This window comes from Larsenimonas salina (genome assembly GCF_023736155.1).
Taxonomy (GTDB): Bacteria; Pseudomonadota; Gammaproteobacteria; order Pseudomonadales; family Halomonadaceae; genus Larsenimonas; species Larsenimonas salina.
Map to the genome: position 1 here is coordinate 156,030 of NZ_JAMLJJ010000003.1, position 17,086 is coordinate 173,115.

Consider the following 17,086-nt stretch of genomic DNA (forward strand, 5'->3'; position numbering starts at 1 on the left):
ACAGGTCTCAGCGGCCTGTATGGCCACATAAAAACCCCGGCGCCAAAGGCGCCGGGGTTTGTTTGACGTCTTGCCTGAAAGACGGACTTAGACGTCGAAGCGGTCGTGCATCATGACCTTGTTCCAGGCCGCCGCGAAGTCACGCACGAGCTTTTCGTGACCGCCCTTCTGGGCGTAGAACTCGGCAAGCTGACGCAGCTGAGAGTTGGCACCGAAGATCAGGTCACAACGGGTCGCCTTGAACTTCGTCTCGCCTGACCTGCGATCATTGAGCGTAAATTCCAGCCCTTCGGAATCCACCTTTTTCCACTCGAAATCGGGTGAGGTCAGATTGAGGAAGAAGTCGTTGGTCAACACGCCCGGACGGTCGGTGAAGACACCGTGCTGGTGATAGGCGCCCTTCGCATTGACGTCGAGCACACGCAGGCCACCCACCAGAGCAGTCCATTCCGGCGCTGACAGACCCAGCAGGGCTGCACGATCCATGAAGATCTCTTCCGGCGAGACGTTGTAGGTGATGTCATCGCGATGGAAGTTTCGGAAACCGTCGGAGACCGGCTCGAGCCAGCGGAAGGTCTGTACGTCGGTCTGTTCGGCGGTGGCGTCATTGCGGCCCGGCGTGAAGGGCACGTCAACGGACACACCGGCATCGCTTGCTGCCTTTTCAACGGCCGCACAGCCGCCCAGCACGATCAGATCCGCCAGCGAGACCTTCTTGTTGCCACTCTGGGCACCATCAAACTCACGCTTGATGCCTTCCAGTACGTTGAGCACCGTCGAAAGGTCATCCGGATTATTGACCGGCCAGTCCTTCATCGGCGCCAGACGAATGCGGGCGCCATCAGCACCACCGCGCTTGTCGGAAGTACGGAAGGTGGAGGCAGAGCCCCACGCCACGGCGGCCAGCTGGGAGACACTGACGTCGCTGTCGAGAATGCGACGCTTGAGGTCAGCAATGTCACCGGCATCGACGAGCTCGAAGTCGACGGCCGGAATCGGGTCCTGCCAGATCAGATCTTCCTGCGGGACTTCCGGGCCGAGATAGCGCGCCTTCGGCCCCATATCGCGGTGAGTCAGCTTGTACCAGGCGCGCGAGAAGGCGTCGGTGAAGTAGTCAAAGTCCTCGAGAAACTTCTCGCAGATCTTGCGATAGGACGGATCGACCTTCAGGGCGATGTCGGAGGTCATCATCATCAGCGGATGATCGACGCCTTCAAGGTGCGCGTCCGGCGTACGCGGAGCGTTCTTGTCGACCGGCGTCCACTGCAGGGCGCCTGCAGGGCTTTTCGTCTGCTCCCACTCGAAGTTGAACAGGTTCTCGAGATAGCTGTTGTCCCACTGGATCGGATTCTGAGTCCAGGAGCCTTCGATCCCGTTGGTCATGGTGTCTTCGGCATTCCCCTTGCCGCGCGGGTTGTGCCAGCCAAGCCCTTGCGCTTCCATCGGGGCGCCTTCAGGCGCGAAGCCGATCTGGTCCGGCGGGGTCATGCCATGAGATTTACCGAAGGCGTGACCGCCAGCGATCAGCGCCACGGTCTCTTCGTCATTCATCGCCATGCGGCCGAAAGTGATGCGAATATCGGCTGCGGAATCTTCCGGGATGCCCTTTTTGGCGGAGCCTTCCGGGTCGACGTAGATCAGGTTGGAATTCGATGCCGCCAGCGGCGCTTCGAGATCGTAGTTCTCATCACCGGCTTCCCCGGTCCAGCGCAGGTCGCGGTTGACCATCTGGTCCGGATGGCCTTCGAACGAGCCATGTGGAGCGTCTTCGATCTTCTTGCCATACCAGGATTCAGGGCCCCAGTAGGTCAGGTTATCCGGCTCCCAGGCATCGATACGACCACCGGCGAAGCCGTAGGTGGGGAAGCCCATGATCTCCAGCGAGCAGTTGCCGGTGAGCACGATCAAATCCGCCCAGGAAAGTGCGGCGCCGTATTTCTGCTTGATTGGCCACAAAAGACGCCGCGACTTGTCGACGTTGCCGTTGTCCCACCAGCTGTTGATCGGGGCAAAGCGCTGCATGGCTTCACCGGCGCCCCCACGACCATCGGCGATGCGATAGGTGCCGGCGGAGTGCCACGCCATGCGAATCATCTGCGGGCCGTAATTGCCGTAGTCCGAAGGCCACCAGTCCTGTGATGAGGTCAAAAGCGCCTTGATGTCCTTTTTGACCTCGGCCAGATCCAGTTGATTGAAGGCTTCGGCGTAGTTGAAATCCTCATCCTGCGGATTGGCTTCGCGCGGGTCCTGATGCAAAAGCTCCACCTTGAGCCGATTGGGCCACCAGTGGTCGGTGGTTGGCTCGGAACCGGCAGCACCACCCACCGAATTGCCAGCAAACGGGCACTTACCGCCGATCTTGATCTCTTCGCTCATGCTGTATGTCCTTAACGTCGTTTTTCTATCGCCGATGGGGCATGGCATCGGTAACACCGAAGACGATGTGTCGATGGCGCGGTACGACGTACCTTCGCCGCCGCGCTCTGGTGTGATTGCCGATACCAGAGGATAGGTAGACTCGGAAGTGCGCGCGCGCTTTCGACGATGAATTCTCGCTAACCATTCGTTCAACACACGCTATGCATCGGCGCGTGCGAGGGATCGATGAGCGGGTCGAGGCGCAACACTATAGGCTCCATCCCTGCACCCACTACGGCATGAATCCTTTGCCGCGCGCGGTGGTGCAAGGAAAGTTGAACGCCTTGAGCGCGCCGGCACCCCGAGTTTTATTAACGCCTCAAGTCGCGCCCCACCGTCGTTTACTCCCGTCGTTTACTCCCGTCGTTTACCCACCCCGTATAACACTCAAAACGATGGTCGCACGTCATGCGCTACCGCCTCATTCATGAACCGCCCCGTTATACGCCGCTGGCTCTGATGATCGATATCAGACCCATAACGTAGACCCCATTATCTCAGGTCGACGACGCACCTATGTACGCCACTCGTAGGTAGCGCAGCTTCACTGTCAAATCACCTAACGTGGTCTTACTGCGTCGAGAAGCTATACACCTTGCGCGAGCGGCAGTGAGTCGTGCGCAAACCGGCTGTGGATAGAACAGCATCAATCACATCGCGCGTGGACTGACATGCGGGCCATGACTGCATTTATCTAAAGTGGCATTGCCCAATGAGCCGTAAATGGGGAGGTTGGTTACCCACGACAACGACCCCAGGAACCACTGCGCCATGCCCTCACGACCGCCCTTCTTCACCGACCGCACCCCACACGAGAGCACCCGAGACGCCCGACGCACCTTCCTGAAAACACTGGGCGCGACGTCTGCTGCGCTGGCCCTTGCCCCCAACGCCTGGGCACAAACGTCCGTGACCTCCGGAGAAAAACCAACCGCGCGAGCCGTTTATGTAGGCACCTACACCGCGCCCCATACGGCGCCGGGCGGCACCGAGACCAGTACGGCCAAGGGGATCTACGTGTTCAAAATGAACCCCGACAATGGCCAGCTGTCGCAGATTCAAGTGCTGGATACCGATAGCCCGTCCTTTCTTGCCATGGCACCCTCCGAGCGGTTTCTCTACAGCGTCAATGAGCTCGGCACCGACGACAGCGGTGCGCCGCTCGGCCGGGTCAGCGCGTACCGCATCGATCAAACGACCGGCCGGCTGACCCTTTTGAATACCCGCCCGGCCCACGGCGCCTGGACGTGTCACTGCAGCGTGCACCCCTCCGGCAGCCATCTTTTCGCCGCCAACTACGGCAACGGCACCATCTCGGTCTATCCGCTGCTTGAAAATGGCGAACTCGGCAAGCTGTCCGATCAGGTCACGCTGACCGGCAACGGCGCAGGGCCGGACGGCGTGCGCCAGGAAGGCGCTCACGCGCACATGATGGTTGCCAACCCCGGTGGCCAGCACATGTACGGCATTGACCTCGGCGGCGACCGGATCACGGTGTGGCAGTTCGATACCAAGGCGGGCACGCTGACGCCCGGCCCCGTACCCTTCGCCAACGTGCCCTCCGGCAGCGGGCCGCGCCACATGGTGTTTCATCCAAACGACACTCAGGCCTACGTGATCAATGAGCTGTCCTCGACCATCGATGTGCTCGACGTACAGCCCGAGCGCGGCGCCTTGATCTGGAAGCAGTCGATCTCAACGCTTCCGGAAAACACCCCCTTCGTTCGCCCCGCTGCCAACCCGGAAAACCCCGGCGAGGTGCCTTCGGGCACCAACACCACCGCCGAGATTCGCATTCACCCCTCGGGCCGCTGGCTCTACGCCACCAACCGCGGCATGAATACGATCGCGCTGTACACGGTCGATCAGACCACCGGCACACTTCGACACAACGGCTGGAGTGACACCAAAGGCGAAATTCCCCGCGGCATGAACCTCGACCCGAGCGGAAACGTCCTTTACGTCGGCAACCAGAACTCGAACAGCATCGCGGTGTTCCACATCGATTCAGGCACCGGCAAGCTGTCACTGTCGGGCGTTCAGGAAAGCCCGGTGCCGGTCGACGTCGCCTTTGGTCCGGTGCTTGGCTAACGCCTGTGCCGACAGCCCCGAGCGCCGCGCCGGCGTTCGGGGCGAACACTCAGCGCGCGTTCAACCGCAAAAGCCCGATCAACGCGAGGGCGGCAAGCGCGGCCACAAGCCCCGTGAACAAAAGGCCTGCCGACTTGAGCCCCATGAGCGTTGCCGCCACGCCAAGCCCCACCACCGTCAGTGAGATCGCGATGTAGGCCACCACGAACAACAGCGCCGTGACCTCGCCGCGTTGCGCCTCGGGGCTTTGGCGGGCAAGCGTTGAAATGCTTGCCCCAAACGCCCCGCCCTGCCCCACACCTGCAATCAGAGCGCTTGCGATCAACGCCCAGAAGGCTTCAAGCGCCACGGCACCAAACAGACAGGCCACCCCAAGCATCAGCACGGCGGTCGAGAGCGGCAGCCGCGTGGCGTCGGAAAGCGTTCGCTGAAGCATCTGCCCAAAGGTCGAGCCGATGAACACCACGAAAATAGCCGCACCCACGATCAAGTGATTGTCGACGTGCAACAGCGTGCCCATTAGATTCGGCACCAGTGACGTAAAAAGCCCCATCACGCAAAAGCCCGCGAAGCAGGCGATCGAGGCCGGCACGAACACCGAACGCACCGCACTCGGTACGCCGAAGGATTGCCGATGAAACCGTGGGCGTTCGGGCCGGTTCACGGTCTCCGGGCAGCGCCACAGAAAAACGCCTGCAAGCATGATCAGCGCCGTATGCAAGACGTACGGCAGTACCAGCGGCGCAGGCAAGTACTCAGCCAGCACGCCGGCCGTGAGCGGGCCAAGCCCGAGTCCGCCCATGTTGGCCGCGGTTGCAACGATTGCCGCCCGGCTCTTGAGCGCCTCGGGCGCAAGCTCGATCACGGCAATCGTTGCGGTCGCGGTAAAGAGCCCCGCCGACAGCCCCGATAAAAACCGGCCCACAAGCAGCGGCCAAAGGCCGCCGCCAAGGATGAAAAAAACATTGCTTAAAAGCGCACAGAAAAGCCCACCGAACAGCACAGGGCGACGACCGACCTGGTCCGACCATGGCCCACAGAGCACCAGCGCCGCCAACACTCCAACGGCGTAGGTGGCGAAAATAACGGTCACCATCAGTGAGGAAAAATCAAAGCGCTGCTCGTAGATCGGATACAGCGGCGCGGGCAGGGTCGTGCCAAGCATCGTGACGGTAAACACGAACGCGATGGCAACAAGATGACGGGCATCGCGGGCCGAAGGGGTAACTCGTTTTTGCATATCTGTCTTGAACCATTGTGTCTCGAACCAGGACACAGCATAGACGCCCGTTACGTGGCGAGCGCTGCGCGGCGAACGTATCGCGAAGCCCTCGCCGACGCCTGCGCCGTGAATTCGACAAGGCTTAACCGGGCCATCTCCACTACGCTCTGCAGGCACGGATCATTTACCCACCACGACAAGGACACGTCATGGCGCAACGCACTCAGGAAACCGTGGTCATCACCGGCGCAAGCGCAGGCCTTGGCCGCGCCATCGCGCTCGAATTCGCCCGCCACGGGGCACAACTCGGGCTGATCGCCCGCGACGAGGACCGACTAAACACCCTCAAGGACGAGATCGAAGCCGCCGGCGGCAAGGCGCTGATCTTCAGTCTCGATGTAACTGAGAGCGACGCGCTCGACCACGCCGCCGGCGAGGTCGAAAACACGCTCGGGCCGATCGACGTCTGGGTCAATGCCCACATGACCACGGTGTTTTCCGCCTTTCATGACATGAGCGCCGACGAGTTCAAACGCGTGACCGAGGTCACCTACCTTGGCAACGTCTACGGCACCATGGCGGCGCTTAAGCGCATGCGCCCGCGCAACCGCGGCAGCATCGTCCAGGTCGGCTCGGCCCTGGCGTATCGGGCCATCCCGATGCAAACGGCGTACTGCGCCGCCAAGCACGCGATCAAGGGCTACACCGAAGGCCTTCGCTGCGAGCTGATCGCCGAAAAGAGCCGCATTCACCTCACCATGGTCGAAATGCCGGGCCTTAACACGCCCCAGTTCGACTGGTGCAAGAGCCACCTGCCGCGCCGCGCCCGCCCGGTCGCCCCGGTCTATCAGCCGGAAGTCGGTGCCCGTGCCGTCTACTGGGCGGCGCACAACCGTCGCCGCGATCTGTGGGTCGGCGCCTCCTCGGTGATGACGATTCTCGGCAGCCGCATCGCGCCTGGCTTGATGGACCGCTATCTCGCTCGCAACGCCATCGGCGGTCAACAGAGCAACCAGGCCGAAGACCCCACCCGTCCCGACAACCTGTGGGCGACGGTCCCCGGTGAGCGCGGCACTCGTGGCCGCTTCTCCAACGAGGCCCGGCCGCACAGTGCGCAGCTCTGGGCCGCCACCCACCGCAAGGAAATCGGGCTGGTCGCCGGTGCCGGCGTGATTCTCGGCCTTCTCATCGGTGGCGAGTGCACGCGTCAATCGCGCCGCCGACGCCTGCGTCGTTTCCTGTAACCATCGCCGTTCTTGCACGTCTTGCACCCACGCACGACGTGCAAGAACACCCAACACACGCCGGGGGCTCTGGTATGATGAGCCGCGTTCATTTCCCTGCCCAGGAGCCCCGATGACTACCGCCCCCCAGACCCTCACGATCCGCCGCCCCGACGATTGGCACCTGCACCTGCGCGATGGCGACACGCTCGCGACCGTGCTGCCCTACACCAGCAGCGTCTTCGGCCGCGCCATCGTGATGCCGAACCTGGTGCCGCCGATCACCACCCTCGAGATGGGGCGGGACTACCGCACGCGCATTCTGAACGCGCTGCCCGCCGGGCATGACTTCACCCCGCTGATGACCTGCTACCTCAATACCAGCGTCACATCCGAGACCTTGAGTCAGGGTCATGCGGAGGGGCTCTTTACCGCCGCCAAGCTGTACCCGGCCAACGCTACTACCAATTCCCAGTACGGCGTCAAGAACATCACCGACGTCTACCCGCTTCTGGAAACGCTTCAGCGCCTTGGCATGCCGCTTCTGATCCACGGGGAAGTCACCCGTAATGAAATCGACATCTTCGACCGCGAGAAGTACTTCATCGATGAAGTGATGACAGACATTCGCCGCCAGTTCCCCGAGCTCAAGGTGGTGTTCGAGCACATCACCACCCGGGACGCCGCGCAGTTCGTCGAGGCAGGCGATGACTACCTCGGCGCGACGCTCACCCCGCAGCATCTGGCGCAGAACCGCAACGACATGCTGGTCGGCGGCATCCGCCCGCACCTTTATTGCCTGCCGATTCTCAAGCGCGCCGAGCACCAGCAGGCGCTGAGAAAGGCGGCGACCAGCGGCAACCCGCGTTTCTTCCTCGGCACCGACTCCGCCCCGCACGTGGCGGCCGCCAAGGAGTGCGGCTGCGGCTGCGCGGGCGTGTTCAATACCACCGCGGCGCTGTCGGTCTACGCCGATGTGTTCGAGCAGGAAGGCAAGCTCGAGCACTTCGAGGCGTTCTGCTCCGAAAACGGCCCGAACTTCTACGGCCTGCCGCTCAATGACGGACGCGTCACCCTGACCCGTACCCCGACGGCCATGCCGGAGCGCGTGGGCAGAGGCGAGCAGACGTTCGTGCCCTACAAGGCCGGCGAGGATTTGACCTGGTCGGTCACGCGCGACTGAGCAAAAAAGCGCGCATTCACGCGCGCCGATCGGTGCGCGTGACGTAGCGCTCGACCAGATCCAGCGCCGACGTCCAGGGGTCCTTCTCAAGCGCGTCGGGCCGGTCGACCGCGGGCATCTTCAAAAGTGGCCCATCGGGCGCACTCATCCGCGGCCAGGTCGGCAGACCGTTGCCATTGGGGTCGCCGGCGCGGGCGAAATTGACCATGTAGGCGTGGAAATCCGCCGCGGCCTGTCGGTCCGCGTCATCGAGCGTCGCTGGGTCGAAGCGGGTATCGAGCGTGTCGAAGGCGTAGGGCACATCGGTCGCGTGCGGCGCGCCGTTCCAGTCGCCGCGCTTTTCCCTGACCACGTGGCCGAAGCGGTAGAACCAGGTCGGCTGGTTGTGCTCGAGGGCCTTGCGGGCGATGAACCGCGCCGGCTCGCTCATCTTTTCATCACGACCAAGCGCCCGGGCAAGATCGCTGAGCGAGCGGGTGCCGTCCGGGTCGTATTCGGCGCGCACAGCCTCGGCGATCGAGCCAAACCGTGCAAACAGCGCCTCCTTGGTGTCCGCGGTCATCGAGCCTAGGTCGTTGTCGGTGGTGCCGATCATCAGCGGCACCTTCGCCTGCTGCCCGCGCTCGAAGCGCTCCGCGACCGGTGCCACCACCGTTTGCCCATCAATGAACGGCCCGCCGACGTAGTCGTGCTGACGCGCCCGCACACCGGGCAGCGTCATCATGTTCAACTCCCCAACGATGGCCTCGGCCGGTAGCGTTCTGAGCCTTGAGAGCGCGTCTGCGTCGCGGCCTTTGATGCCGTGCGACTTGGCAAACTCGATTCCGAACGCCTCGGCACTCCTGGGCGGCTTGCCGGTGTCGTCGTCGGCCGAGGTGCGCGGATAAGCCGAGTTCATCAGATCCCGACCGCCGCCGGACATCACGATGGCGCGCTGGAACAGCGCCTGCGACTCGGGCTGGCTCGCCAGCTGCAACACCGAATTGCCACCGGCGGACTCACCGAACACGGTGACGTTATTCGGGTCGCCCCCAACGCGGGAAATGTTGCGCTGCACCCATTCAAGCGCCTTTTTCTGATCCATCAGCCCGAAGTTGCCCCTCGGCCCAGCTTCCCCCTCAAGCGCCGGATGATCGAAAAAGCCGAAGCGCCCGAGGCGATAGTTGATGCTCACCAGCACCACCCCATCGCGGGCAAAGCGCTCGCCGTTGTAGATCTCGCTGGCACCGCCGCCATTGACGAAGCCGCCACCGTGAATCCAGACCATGACCGGGTGCTTTTCCTGATCGTCTCGCGGCTGCCAGACATTCAAATACAAGCAATCCTCCGACAGGTTGTCGTAGATCGGGGCCTCATCGCCGTCCATCGGTTTTTGCAGGCAGCTCGGCGCGAACTGGGTCGCATCGCGAACGCCCTCCCAGGGCGTCACGTCCTGAGGGGCGCGCCAGCGGTTCTCACCCACCGGCGGCGCGGCAAAGGGAATGCCCTTGAACACGGTGGCGTGCTCGGTGTGAGCGCCCTTGACGGCGCCCTCTTCAAATTGTGTCATCGTTGCCTCCGAAGCGTTGGCCGTCGTCACGCTCATCCATGAAAGCGCAACTGCTGCAAGCGCTAGTGCTGTCCGTCGCATTCACTACATCCTGGCGTATCTGGTTAAACGCTACGACTATCGTCTATCGACTCGGTTCCTGTGGCGTGTGAAGAAATCGCCGTGCGCTTGAGCGCTCACACTGGGGCCGCATGTACTAGAGCCTGTACTAGAGTGGGGAGGCCTCTCTCGAACAAGGAGCGTTTGAATGGCCGCTTACCAAGCCTCGCACCGCACCGTCTTCAGCACCCACCCGCTGAACGCCGAGCCCGATATCGCCCGTCTGGGCGCGCACACTTTCACTCCGCAGGACATGCTTTACGTACGAAGCCACGGCACCCAGCCCGAGCTGAATTCGGCCACGCATCGACTCAGCGTCGATGGCCTCGTCGAGCGCCCATTAACGCTTTCGCTCGAGGCGCTCAAGACACGGTTTCCGAGCAAGAGCGTCGATGCGGTACTTCAGTGCGCCGGCAACCGCCGGGCAGACCACCACGCCCACGCGCCGGTCTCGGGTGATCCGTGGGCAGGCGGTGCCATCGGCCAGGGTCGCTGGACCGGCGTGCCGCTCAAGGCAGTGCTCGACGCCGCCGGAGTATCGGTGCATGAAGGCCATGTGGCGTTTTACGGGCTTGATGACGTCGAAATGGAGGATGAGCGGTTCCAGTATGGCGTCTCGATTCCGCTTGAAAAGGCGCTCGATGACGACACCCTGCTCGCCTGGGCGGTCAATGGCGAACCGCTTCGCCCCGAGCACGGCTACCCCCTGCGGGTGATCGTGCCGGGCGTGGCCGGCGTTCGAAGCGCCAAGTGGGTGCATCGCATTGAAGTGCGGGAGACCGAAGCCGACACCCCGATTCAGCGGCGGGACTATAAGCTCTTACCCCCGCACATGAGTCTCGAGCAGGCGGACTGGTCACAGGGCATCGTCATCAATGAGATGCCGCTCAACGCCCTCATCTGCTCACCGCGCGATCACGCCCGCCTGCCAGCGGGTCGACAGCGCATCGAGGGTTACGCCATCGCCAATGGCCGCTCGGTGGCCCGCGTCGATGTATCACCCGATGGGGGCGCGCACTGGCATCAGGCAGCGCTTACCCGAGAGCCCGACGCCCGCTGGGGCTGGACGCTCTGGCAGGTGACGCTCGAGTTTGGCCCAGGCACCCATGAGGTGGTGGTGCGCGCCTTCGATGGCGCCGGCCAGACCCAGCCGGAACACCCCGGCGCGAGCTGGAACGCAAAAGGGTATCTCTGCGCCTCGTGGCACCGGATCACGCTCACCGTCGAATGAGCGACTGGAGGATCAGGCAAGAATTACGGAGAAACGGATTTGGCAAATCGACCTTGGTCTACCATCCTTTAAAGCGAACGGTTTTCATTAGCGCATCACAAGGAGCGTGCTGACATGACCACGATTACGACGATCAATCCGGCAACCGGCCAGAACATTAGAACGTTTGAAACCATTTCTGACCAGGCGTTGCAGGAAAAAATCGACGCGACCCACGCCGCCTTTTCCGACTGGAAAGCTCGCTCCATCGGCGAACGCGGCGAGCTGATCAAGAAGGTCGGCGAACGCCTTGCGGCCAACAAGGACCGCCTTGCCAAACTCATGACTGAAGAAATGGGCAAGCCGATCAGTCAGGCCCCGGGCGAGATCGACCTGTGCAAGGCGATCTGCGACTACAGCGCCGACAATGCCGATCAGGTGCTTGCCGATGAAGAGCGCGAGCTCGACGGCGGCCGTGCGCTGGTCAGCTATCAGCCGATGGGCGTTATCTTCGGCATCCAGCCGTGGAACTTCCCGTTCTATCAGGTGATTCGCTACACCATCGCCAATCTGATGGCGGGTAATACGGTGCTGCTCAAGCACGCGCCGAACGTCTGGGGCTGCGCCGAGGCGCTCGAAGAGATCTTCCGTGAAGCCGGCATGCCCGAGAACGTCTTCAATGTGCTCTACATTGCCGACGAACAGGCAAGCCAGGTCACCGAGCATAAACACGTGCGCGGCGTGACCTTTACCGGCAGCGCCGCCACTGGCCGCAAGGTCGCGGCAGCCGCCGGCGAGAACCTCAAGAAGAGCGTGCTGGAGCTTGGCAGTAACGACGCCTTTCTGGTGCTCGAAGACGCCGACATCGACAAGGCCGTCAACGCCTGCGTGATGGGCCGCGTCTACAACAACGGCCAGACCTGCGTCGCCGCCAAGCGCTTCGTGGTGGTCGATTCGGTCTATGACACGTTCCGCGACGCCTTCGTCGAGAAGATGCGCCAGACCGAGTTCGGCGATCCGATGAACGAGAACACCCAGCTCGGCCCGGTCGCCCGCAAGGACCTGCGTGACACCCTTCACCAGCAGGTGCAGGACTCGATCAAAAACGGCGCCACCTGCACGGTCGGCGGTGAACTGCCGGACGTCGACGGCTTCTTCTACCCGGCTACGGTGCTTGAAGACGTCAAGCCCGGCATGCCCGCCTATGACGGCGAGCTGTTCGGCCCGGTCGCCGCACTCATTCGCGCCACCGACGAAGAAGACGCGCTGCGCATCGCCAACGATTCCGTCTACGGCCTCGGCGGCGGCATCTTTTCTGAGGACGAAGAGCGTGCGGTCAAACTCGCCCGCGACCACTTCGACACCGGCATGGTCAGCATCAACGGCTACTACATCGCCCAGCCCAACCTGCCGTTCGGCGGCGTGAAGGACAGCGGCTATGGCCGTGAGCACGGCGGCTTCGGCATGCGTGAATTCGTCAACATCAAGTCCCTGATGATCGCGCAGTAACTCGCCCCTGCCCTGGCACCCGCCGGGGCATGCATAAAAAAACCGCCCTCATGGGGGCGGTTTTTTTATGGAATGATCGCTGCGCTTGAATGTTCGATAATAATCGAACTATCATTGTTCGACACAAACCGAACAATTGAGCCTGCCATGCCTCGTGTCTACCCTCACCCAACGCCCGATGACGTAAGCCTTGCCAAGGTGCTATTTGCCTTGAGTGACCCGAACCGCCTCGCCATGGTCCGCCTGCTCGCGACCGGCGCCTCGGTCAACAGCATCGATCTGGCCCCTGACATGCCCAAATCTACCCTGACCCATCACACAGGCACGCTTCGAAAGGCCGGCATTACCACTACGCGACCGGAAGGCCGAAACTGCTGGATCACGTTGCGCCGCGATCTTCTGGATACGAAATTTCCGGGCCTGTTGGACACCATCTTGAGACAGGTGCCAGATACATGATTAAAAAACTCTGGCCATTGGTACTCGGTGGATTCGCGCTCGGGCTCGACGCCTATGTCCTGGCAGGACTACTGCCGGCCATGGCCACGGAACTCGGGACGACGCAAGCCACAATCGGGATTGGTGTGGCCCTATTTACCGGCGCCTACGCCATCAGCGCCCCGGTGCTGGCCTCACTCTCTGCGCGCGTTGCAAGCAGCACGGCGCTATTGATGGGACTTGGTATCTTCACGCTCGGCAATGCCCTCACCGCCTTTGCGCCATCGGTGTCGATACTGCTCATCGCTCGATTGATCGCAGGGGTCGGCGCAGGCCTTTATGCACCGATCGCGACCTCCTGCGCGGCCTCGATGGTCGAGCCGCACCAGCGCGGTCAGGCGCTGTCACTGGTGCTTGCGGGGCTCAGCATCGGCACCGCGCTCGGCGTCCCGGCAGGCCTTTTGATCGAGGCCCATTTTGGCTGGCGCTGGACAATTGGGGCCATCGTGCTTCTAAGCCTGCTTGCCGCTGGGAATATATCGAGCCGCACCGCTGAGTTTCCAGCGCAATCCCTCATCGGTTGGAAAGCGCGCCTCAAGGCCTTGAATGAACCATTCATTCGCCGAACGCTCGGCGTTACGCTCTGGACCGGTATTGCCTCGCTAGGCCTTTACACGTATATCGCAGAGCTTCTTGCTGCGCGCTCGATGGCAGGCATGACCGATGGTTTCATTTGGCTGTGGGGACTTGGCGGGATGGCAGGCGCCCTTGCGATCGGCCGTCTGATCGACCGTCGACTCACGTCAGTCAAGGCAACGGCGGTCTTGCTCATTCTTCTGGGAAGTGGGTTCCTACTTGTCGGCTATGCCCCGGCCACCGCAGCGGGCATCGGCTGTTTTATCTGGGGGCTCAGCGGCTGGGCCAGCATGGCACCACAGCAACACGCGCTGGTGTCGTACTCTTCCGAGCTGGCGACGGCATCGATCGCCTGGAATTCCTCGGCCAATTACCTCGGAAGCGGTCTTGGTGCGGCCCTCGGCGCGCTGGCACTGCACAGTCATCTACTGGCCGAATGGCTTCCGAACGGTGCTTTGATTGCCGTTGCCATCGCAATGACGCTTCATCTCGTCAAGGCCAGGCGTATGCACGCAGCCTGAAACTTCCGGGCATAGCTGCAAGCACGCGAACGTTCACGCCCGGCGATCCTTGAGAACCGTGCGCTGGCGAATGCAGTCGGCTTCGTGGGGTTCATCGACCCACGGTTCGGCAATGCCCTGGGTGATCCAGTCGGCCACCGCCGGGTGGGTCAGCAAACGCTGTGCGTACATCGAGGCCGGCTCGCTCAGCGCGAGGCCATAGCCTCGAACGCGGACCGCAACGGGTGCAAACATCGCATCGACCGCCGTAAAACGCTCGCCGGCAAGCCACGGCCCGCCGAAGCGCGCGAGCCCATCGCGCCAGAGTGCCTCCAACCGCTCGATGTCCTTTTCCAACGCATGAGACAGCGTCCCGAGCTCGACGGTGAGGGCGCAGTTCATCGAGCATTCATGGCGTAGCGCCGAGAACCCCGAGTGCATTTCAGCGCTTGCACTGCGTGCCCAGGCGCGGGCGCAGCGTTCACCGGGCCAGGCGGCGGGGTGATCCTCGGCGACGTACTCGATGATCGCCAGAGAATCCCAGATGGCCGTATCGCCATCATGCAGGCACGGCACCTTGGCCGTCGGCGAAAACGCCTCGAACGCCGTTTGCACGCCCTCACCGTCAAACGGCACCACGGTTTCCTCGAACGGCGCGTCGAGCGCCTTCATCAGCACCCACGGCCGCATGGACCAGGACGAATAGTTCTTGTTGGCAATGAACAACCGATACGCCACAGCGACACCTCACGGGGTTAAAACGGAACACGAATTCGGCGCGAGAAGCTCGCACACGGCCTCATATACTTTGAAGCCATCAGGCGCTCAAAAGTTCGGCAAAGCGTGCCATGTCGACGTTGCCACCGCTCAGGATGACGCCCACACGCTTGCCGGCAAGCATGTCCTTCATCTGCCGGGCGGCGGCAAACCCAAGGCAGCCGGTGGGTTCAACCACCAGCTTCATGCGCTCGGCCAGAAACGCCATGCATTCGATCAGTTCCTCGTCCGAGGCGGTCAGGATGTCATCGACGTTGCGCTGAATGATCGGGAAGGTGATTTGCCCCAGATGCTGAGTCTGGGCCCCGTCGGCGATGGTTCTGGGGGTGTCGATATGAACGATCTCGCCTGCACGAAACGAGCGCTGGCCGTCGTTGCCGGCCTCGGGCTCGACCCCGTAGACCGCGCACTCCGGTGAAAGCGCGCGCGCCGAAAGCGCCGAACCTGCAAGCAGACCACCGCCGCCCAGGCACACAAACAGCGCATCGAGCGGGCCTACCTCCTCGAACAGCTCCTTCGCGACCGTGCCCTGGCCGGCCACCACATCAGGGTGATCATAGGGCGGGATTAGCGTAAGGCCGTGGCGCTCGGCAAGCTCGCGCCCGATGGCTTCGCGGTCTTCGGTGTAGCGGTTATACGTCACCACATTGCCACCGTAGCCCTTGGTGGCCGCGACCTTGGCTCGGGGCGCGTCTTCGGGCATGACGATGGTGGCGGGTATGCCCTGAATCCGCGCCGACAGCGCAATCGCCTGGGCGTGGTTGCCGGAGGAAAACGCCACCACGCCGGCGCGCTTCTGCTCGGGGCTGAAGTTCGACAACGCATTGAAGGCGCCACGAAACTTGAACGCGCCCATGCGCTGGAAGTTCTCGCACTTGAAAAAGACCTGCGCGCCGAGCGCCTCATCGACTGTGGAAGAGGTCATCACCGGCGTGCGATGAGCGTGGCCTTGGATGCGTTTCGATGCGCTCACCACATCGTCGAAAGTGGGTAGATCGGTCATGAAGGGAGTCTCCGGTTGTGGGCCAAATCGAACGGGTCAGGACGTAATGGGGTACTCGACCCAGCCCCCGGGCTGGGGCTTACCGGTATAGTGTCGAAGAACTGCGGCCGCCGCTGGAAAGAGCGGTTCGGGCAGTGCGTCCAGCGAAAACCACCGCCAGCAGGTAAACACGTGCGGCTCGGTGACCCGGGGCTCGGCGGCGTGTTCCGGCAGGGATAGCGCAGCGCCTGCGGTGATCGAGGTGATCTCACAGTCGAGGTCCTGAAAGAGCGCAAGCATTCGAACCGAAACGTCAGCCCATATGCCGGTTTCCTCGTGAAGCTCACGACGCGCCGCCGTTTCGAAGTCTTCGCCGGGGTCGACATGGCCGCCCGGCAGGCACCAGCAGGGCGGCTCATCGGCCTTGTCGCGATAGCCCAGAAGGATATTGCCGTCGTCGCGTGTAACGATGACACCGACCCCGACACGTGACGTGGGTTTTGAAGGCATGAACTCTCCCGGCCGCGATTCAAAAAAGCACGGCCCCGATACTAATCGGCGTCGGCCGGGGCGTCGAGGCGAGGCGATCACACGGGCCGAGGATGACACAAAAACACAAGTCATTACTGAGCTTGGGCACCGCTCACGTCAGAAGCTCTAAGTTTCACGGGTTACGCGGATCGGGGTTTGGTCAATAAAAAATAATGAAAACCTTATGGAAGCTTACTGGGGGACAGCGATTAATGGACACAAGCGCCGTCCAAGCGTACCCACGCGACCCTTCGACGGCACTCGATGAATCCCCCGTTCAGGAGAGCCATCATGAACCGGAGCAAGAATACGATCTTGATCCTGGCCCTTTTGGCGAGCACGGCAGCGACCGCCAACGCCGCACCGAATGAGTGCCATCACCTCGATGGTGAGCCGGGCCAGAATGGCAAGCACGGCACCGCCGCCTGCCCGGACGGCGGCCACGGCGGTCACGGTCTACCGGGGCGAGCCGGCAAGGACGGCGCCGATGGGGCCAAGGGCGGACGCGGCGGCAACGGGGGTGCCGGCGGCGATGGTGGCAATGGCGGACCGGGTGGGAACGGCGGCGATGGCGGCGATGGCGGCGATGGCGGCGATGGCGGCGATGGCGGCGATGGCGGCGATGGCGGCGATGGCGGACAGGGTGGCCTCGGCGGCTGACTTATTAAACCGCATCAGAGGTGGCTTCCGGGCGTTACGGCCCGGAAGCCCGGCAGAG

At 62.7% G+C, this 17,086-nt stretch carries 14 protein-coding genes; 8 read left to right on the forward strand and 6 right to left on the reverse strand.

Translation table 11 applies throughout. The annotated features are described in order from the left end of the window. Window positions 1-87 precede the first annotated feature (87 nt). Window positions 88-2,376 carry a catalase/peroxidase HPI gene (gene katG, locus NAT23_RS07820; RefSeq protein WP_251927070.1) on the reverse strand — a complete coding sequence of 763 codons (2,289 nt, stop codon included), beginning with the start codon at window positions 2,374-2,376 and terminating at the stop codon, window positions 88-90. Window positions 2,377-3,141: 765 nt separating this feature from the next. Between katG and NAT23_RS07825 the strand changes: the two genes are divergently transcribed. Continuing rightward, entirely contained in the window at window positions 3,142-4,509 is a 1,368-nt protein-coding gene (locus NAT23_RS07825; RefSeq protein ID WP_251927074.1) for a beta-propeller fold lactonase family protein, read from the forward strand. A gap of 49 nt (window positions 4,510-4,558) precedes the next feature. Here NAT23_RS07825 and NAT23_RS07830 read toward each other — a convergent pair whose 3' ends face one another. Beyond that, window positions 4,559-5,908 (reverse strand): MFS transporter, encoded by a 1,350-nt coding sequence (locus NAT23_RS07830; RefSeq protein WP_350028322.1) that lies wholly within the window; start codon window positions 5,906-5,908, stop codon window positions 4,559-4,561. A gap of 32 nt (window positions 5,909-5,940) precedes the next feature. Here NAT23_RS07830 and NAT23_RS07835 point away from each other — a divergent pair, with 32 nt between their 5' ends. Further along, on the forward strand, window positions 5,941-6,975 hold the full coding sequence (locus tag NAT23_RS07835) for an SDR family oxidoreductase (RefSeq protein WP_251927079.1): 1,035 nt from the start codon (window positions 5,941-5,943) through the stop codon (window positions 6,973-6,975). Window positions 6,976-7,087: 112 nt separating this feature from the next. Continuing rightward, window positions 7,088-8,137: a dihydroorotase gene (gene pyrC / locus NAT23_RS07840; protein WP_251927081.1), complete on the forward strand. Its 1,050-nt coding sequence runs from the start codon at window positions 7,088-7,090 to the stop codon at window positions 8,135-8,137. A gap of 16 nt (window positions 8,138-8,153) precedes the next feature. Here pyrC and NAT23_RS07845 read toward each other — a convergent pair whose 3' ends face one another. Further along, the gene (locus NAT23_RS07845; protein ID WP_251927083.1) at window positions 8,154-9,686 is read right to left on the reverse strand and encodes a carboxylesterase/lipase family protein; all 1,533 of its coding nucleotides are present in this window, start codon (window positions 9,684-9,686) and stop codon (window positions 8,154-8,156) included. 247 nt (window positions 9,687-9,933) lie between these two features. On the opposite strand from NAT23_RS07845, the gene NAT23_RS07850 reads away from it, so the two are divergent. From NAT23_RS07850 to NAT23_RS07865, 4 genes are all read left to right on the forward strand, one after another. Continuing rightward, on the forward strand, window positions 9,934-11,016 hold the full coding sequence (locus tag NAT23_RS07850; protein WP_251927085.1) for a sulfite oxidase: 1,083 nt from the start codon (window positions 9,934-9,936) through the stop codon (window positions 11,014-11,016). A gap of 114 nt (window positions 11,017-11,130) precedes the next feature. Further along, window positions 11,131-12,504, forward strand: a complete 1,374-nt coding sequence (locus NAT23_RS07855) for an NAD-dependent succinate-semialdehyde dehydrogenase (RefSeq protein ID WP_251927087.1) — start codon at window positions 11,131-11,133, stop codon at window positions 12,502-12,504. 147 nt (window positions 12,505-12,651) lie between these two features. Then, window positions 12,652-12,963: an ArsR/SmtB family transcription factor gene (locus NAT23_RS07860; RefSeq protein ID WP_251927089.1), complete on the forward strand. Its 312-nt coding sequence runs from the start codon at window positions 12,652-12,654 to the stop codon at window positions 12,961-12,963. Next, on the forward strand, window positions 12,960-14,099 hold the full coding sequence (locus NAT23_RS07865; RefSeq protein WP_251927091.1) for an MFS transporter: 1,140 nt from the start codon (window positions 12,960-12,962) through the stop codon (window positions 14,097-14,099). The genes NAT23_RS07860 and NAT23_RS07865 overlap by 4 nt, the downstream gene beginning before the upstream one ends. A 33-nt stretch (window positions 14,100-14,132) precedes the next feature. Here NAT23_RS07865 and NAT23_RS07870 read toward each other — a convergent pair whose 3' ends face one another. From NAT23_RS07870 to NAT23_RS07880, 3 genes are all read right to left on the reverse strand, one after another. After that, a complete protein-coding gene (locus NAT23_RS07870) occupies window positions 14,133-14,816 on the reverse strand; it encodes a glutathione S-transferase family protein (protein WP_251927092.1) in 684 nt (227 codons plus the stop codon). A 79-nt stretch (window positions 14,817-14,895) separates the two neighbouring features. Then, the gene (locus NAT23_RS07875) at window positions 14,896-15,858 is read right to left on the reverse strand and encodes a threo-3-hydroxy-L-aspartate ammonia-lyase (protein WP_251927095.1); all 963 of its coding nucleotides are present in this window, start codon (window positions 15,856-15,858) and stop codon (window positions 14,896-14,898) included. Window positions 15,859-15,894: 36 nt separating this feature from the next. Continuing rightward, window positions 15,895-16,347, reverse strand: coding sequence for a nucleotide triphosphate diphosphatase NUDT15 (locus NAT23_RS07880; RefSeq protein WP_251927097.1), 453 nt, complete (start codon window positions 16,345-16,347; stop codon window positions 15,895-15,897). A gap of 312 nt (window positions 16,348-16,659) precedes the next feature. Here NAT23_RS07880 and NAT23_RS07885 point away from each other — a divergent pair, with 312 nt between their 5' ends. After that, entirely contained in the window at window positions 16,660-17,028 is a 369-nt protein-coding gene (locus NAT23_RS07885) for a hypothetical protein (protein ID WP_251927100.1), read from the forward strand. The last annotated feature ends 58 nt before the right edge of the window (window positions 17,029-17,086 follow it).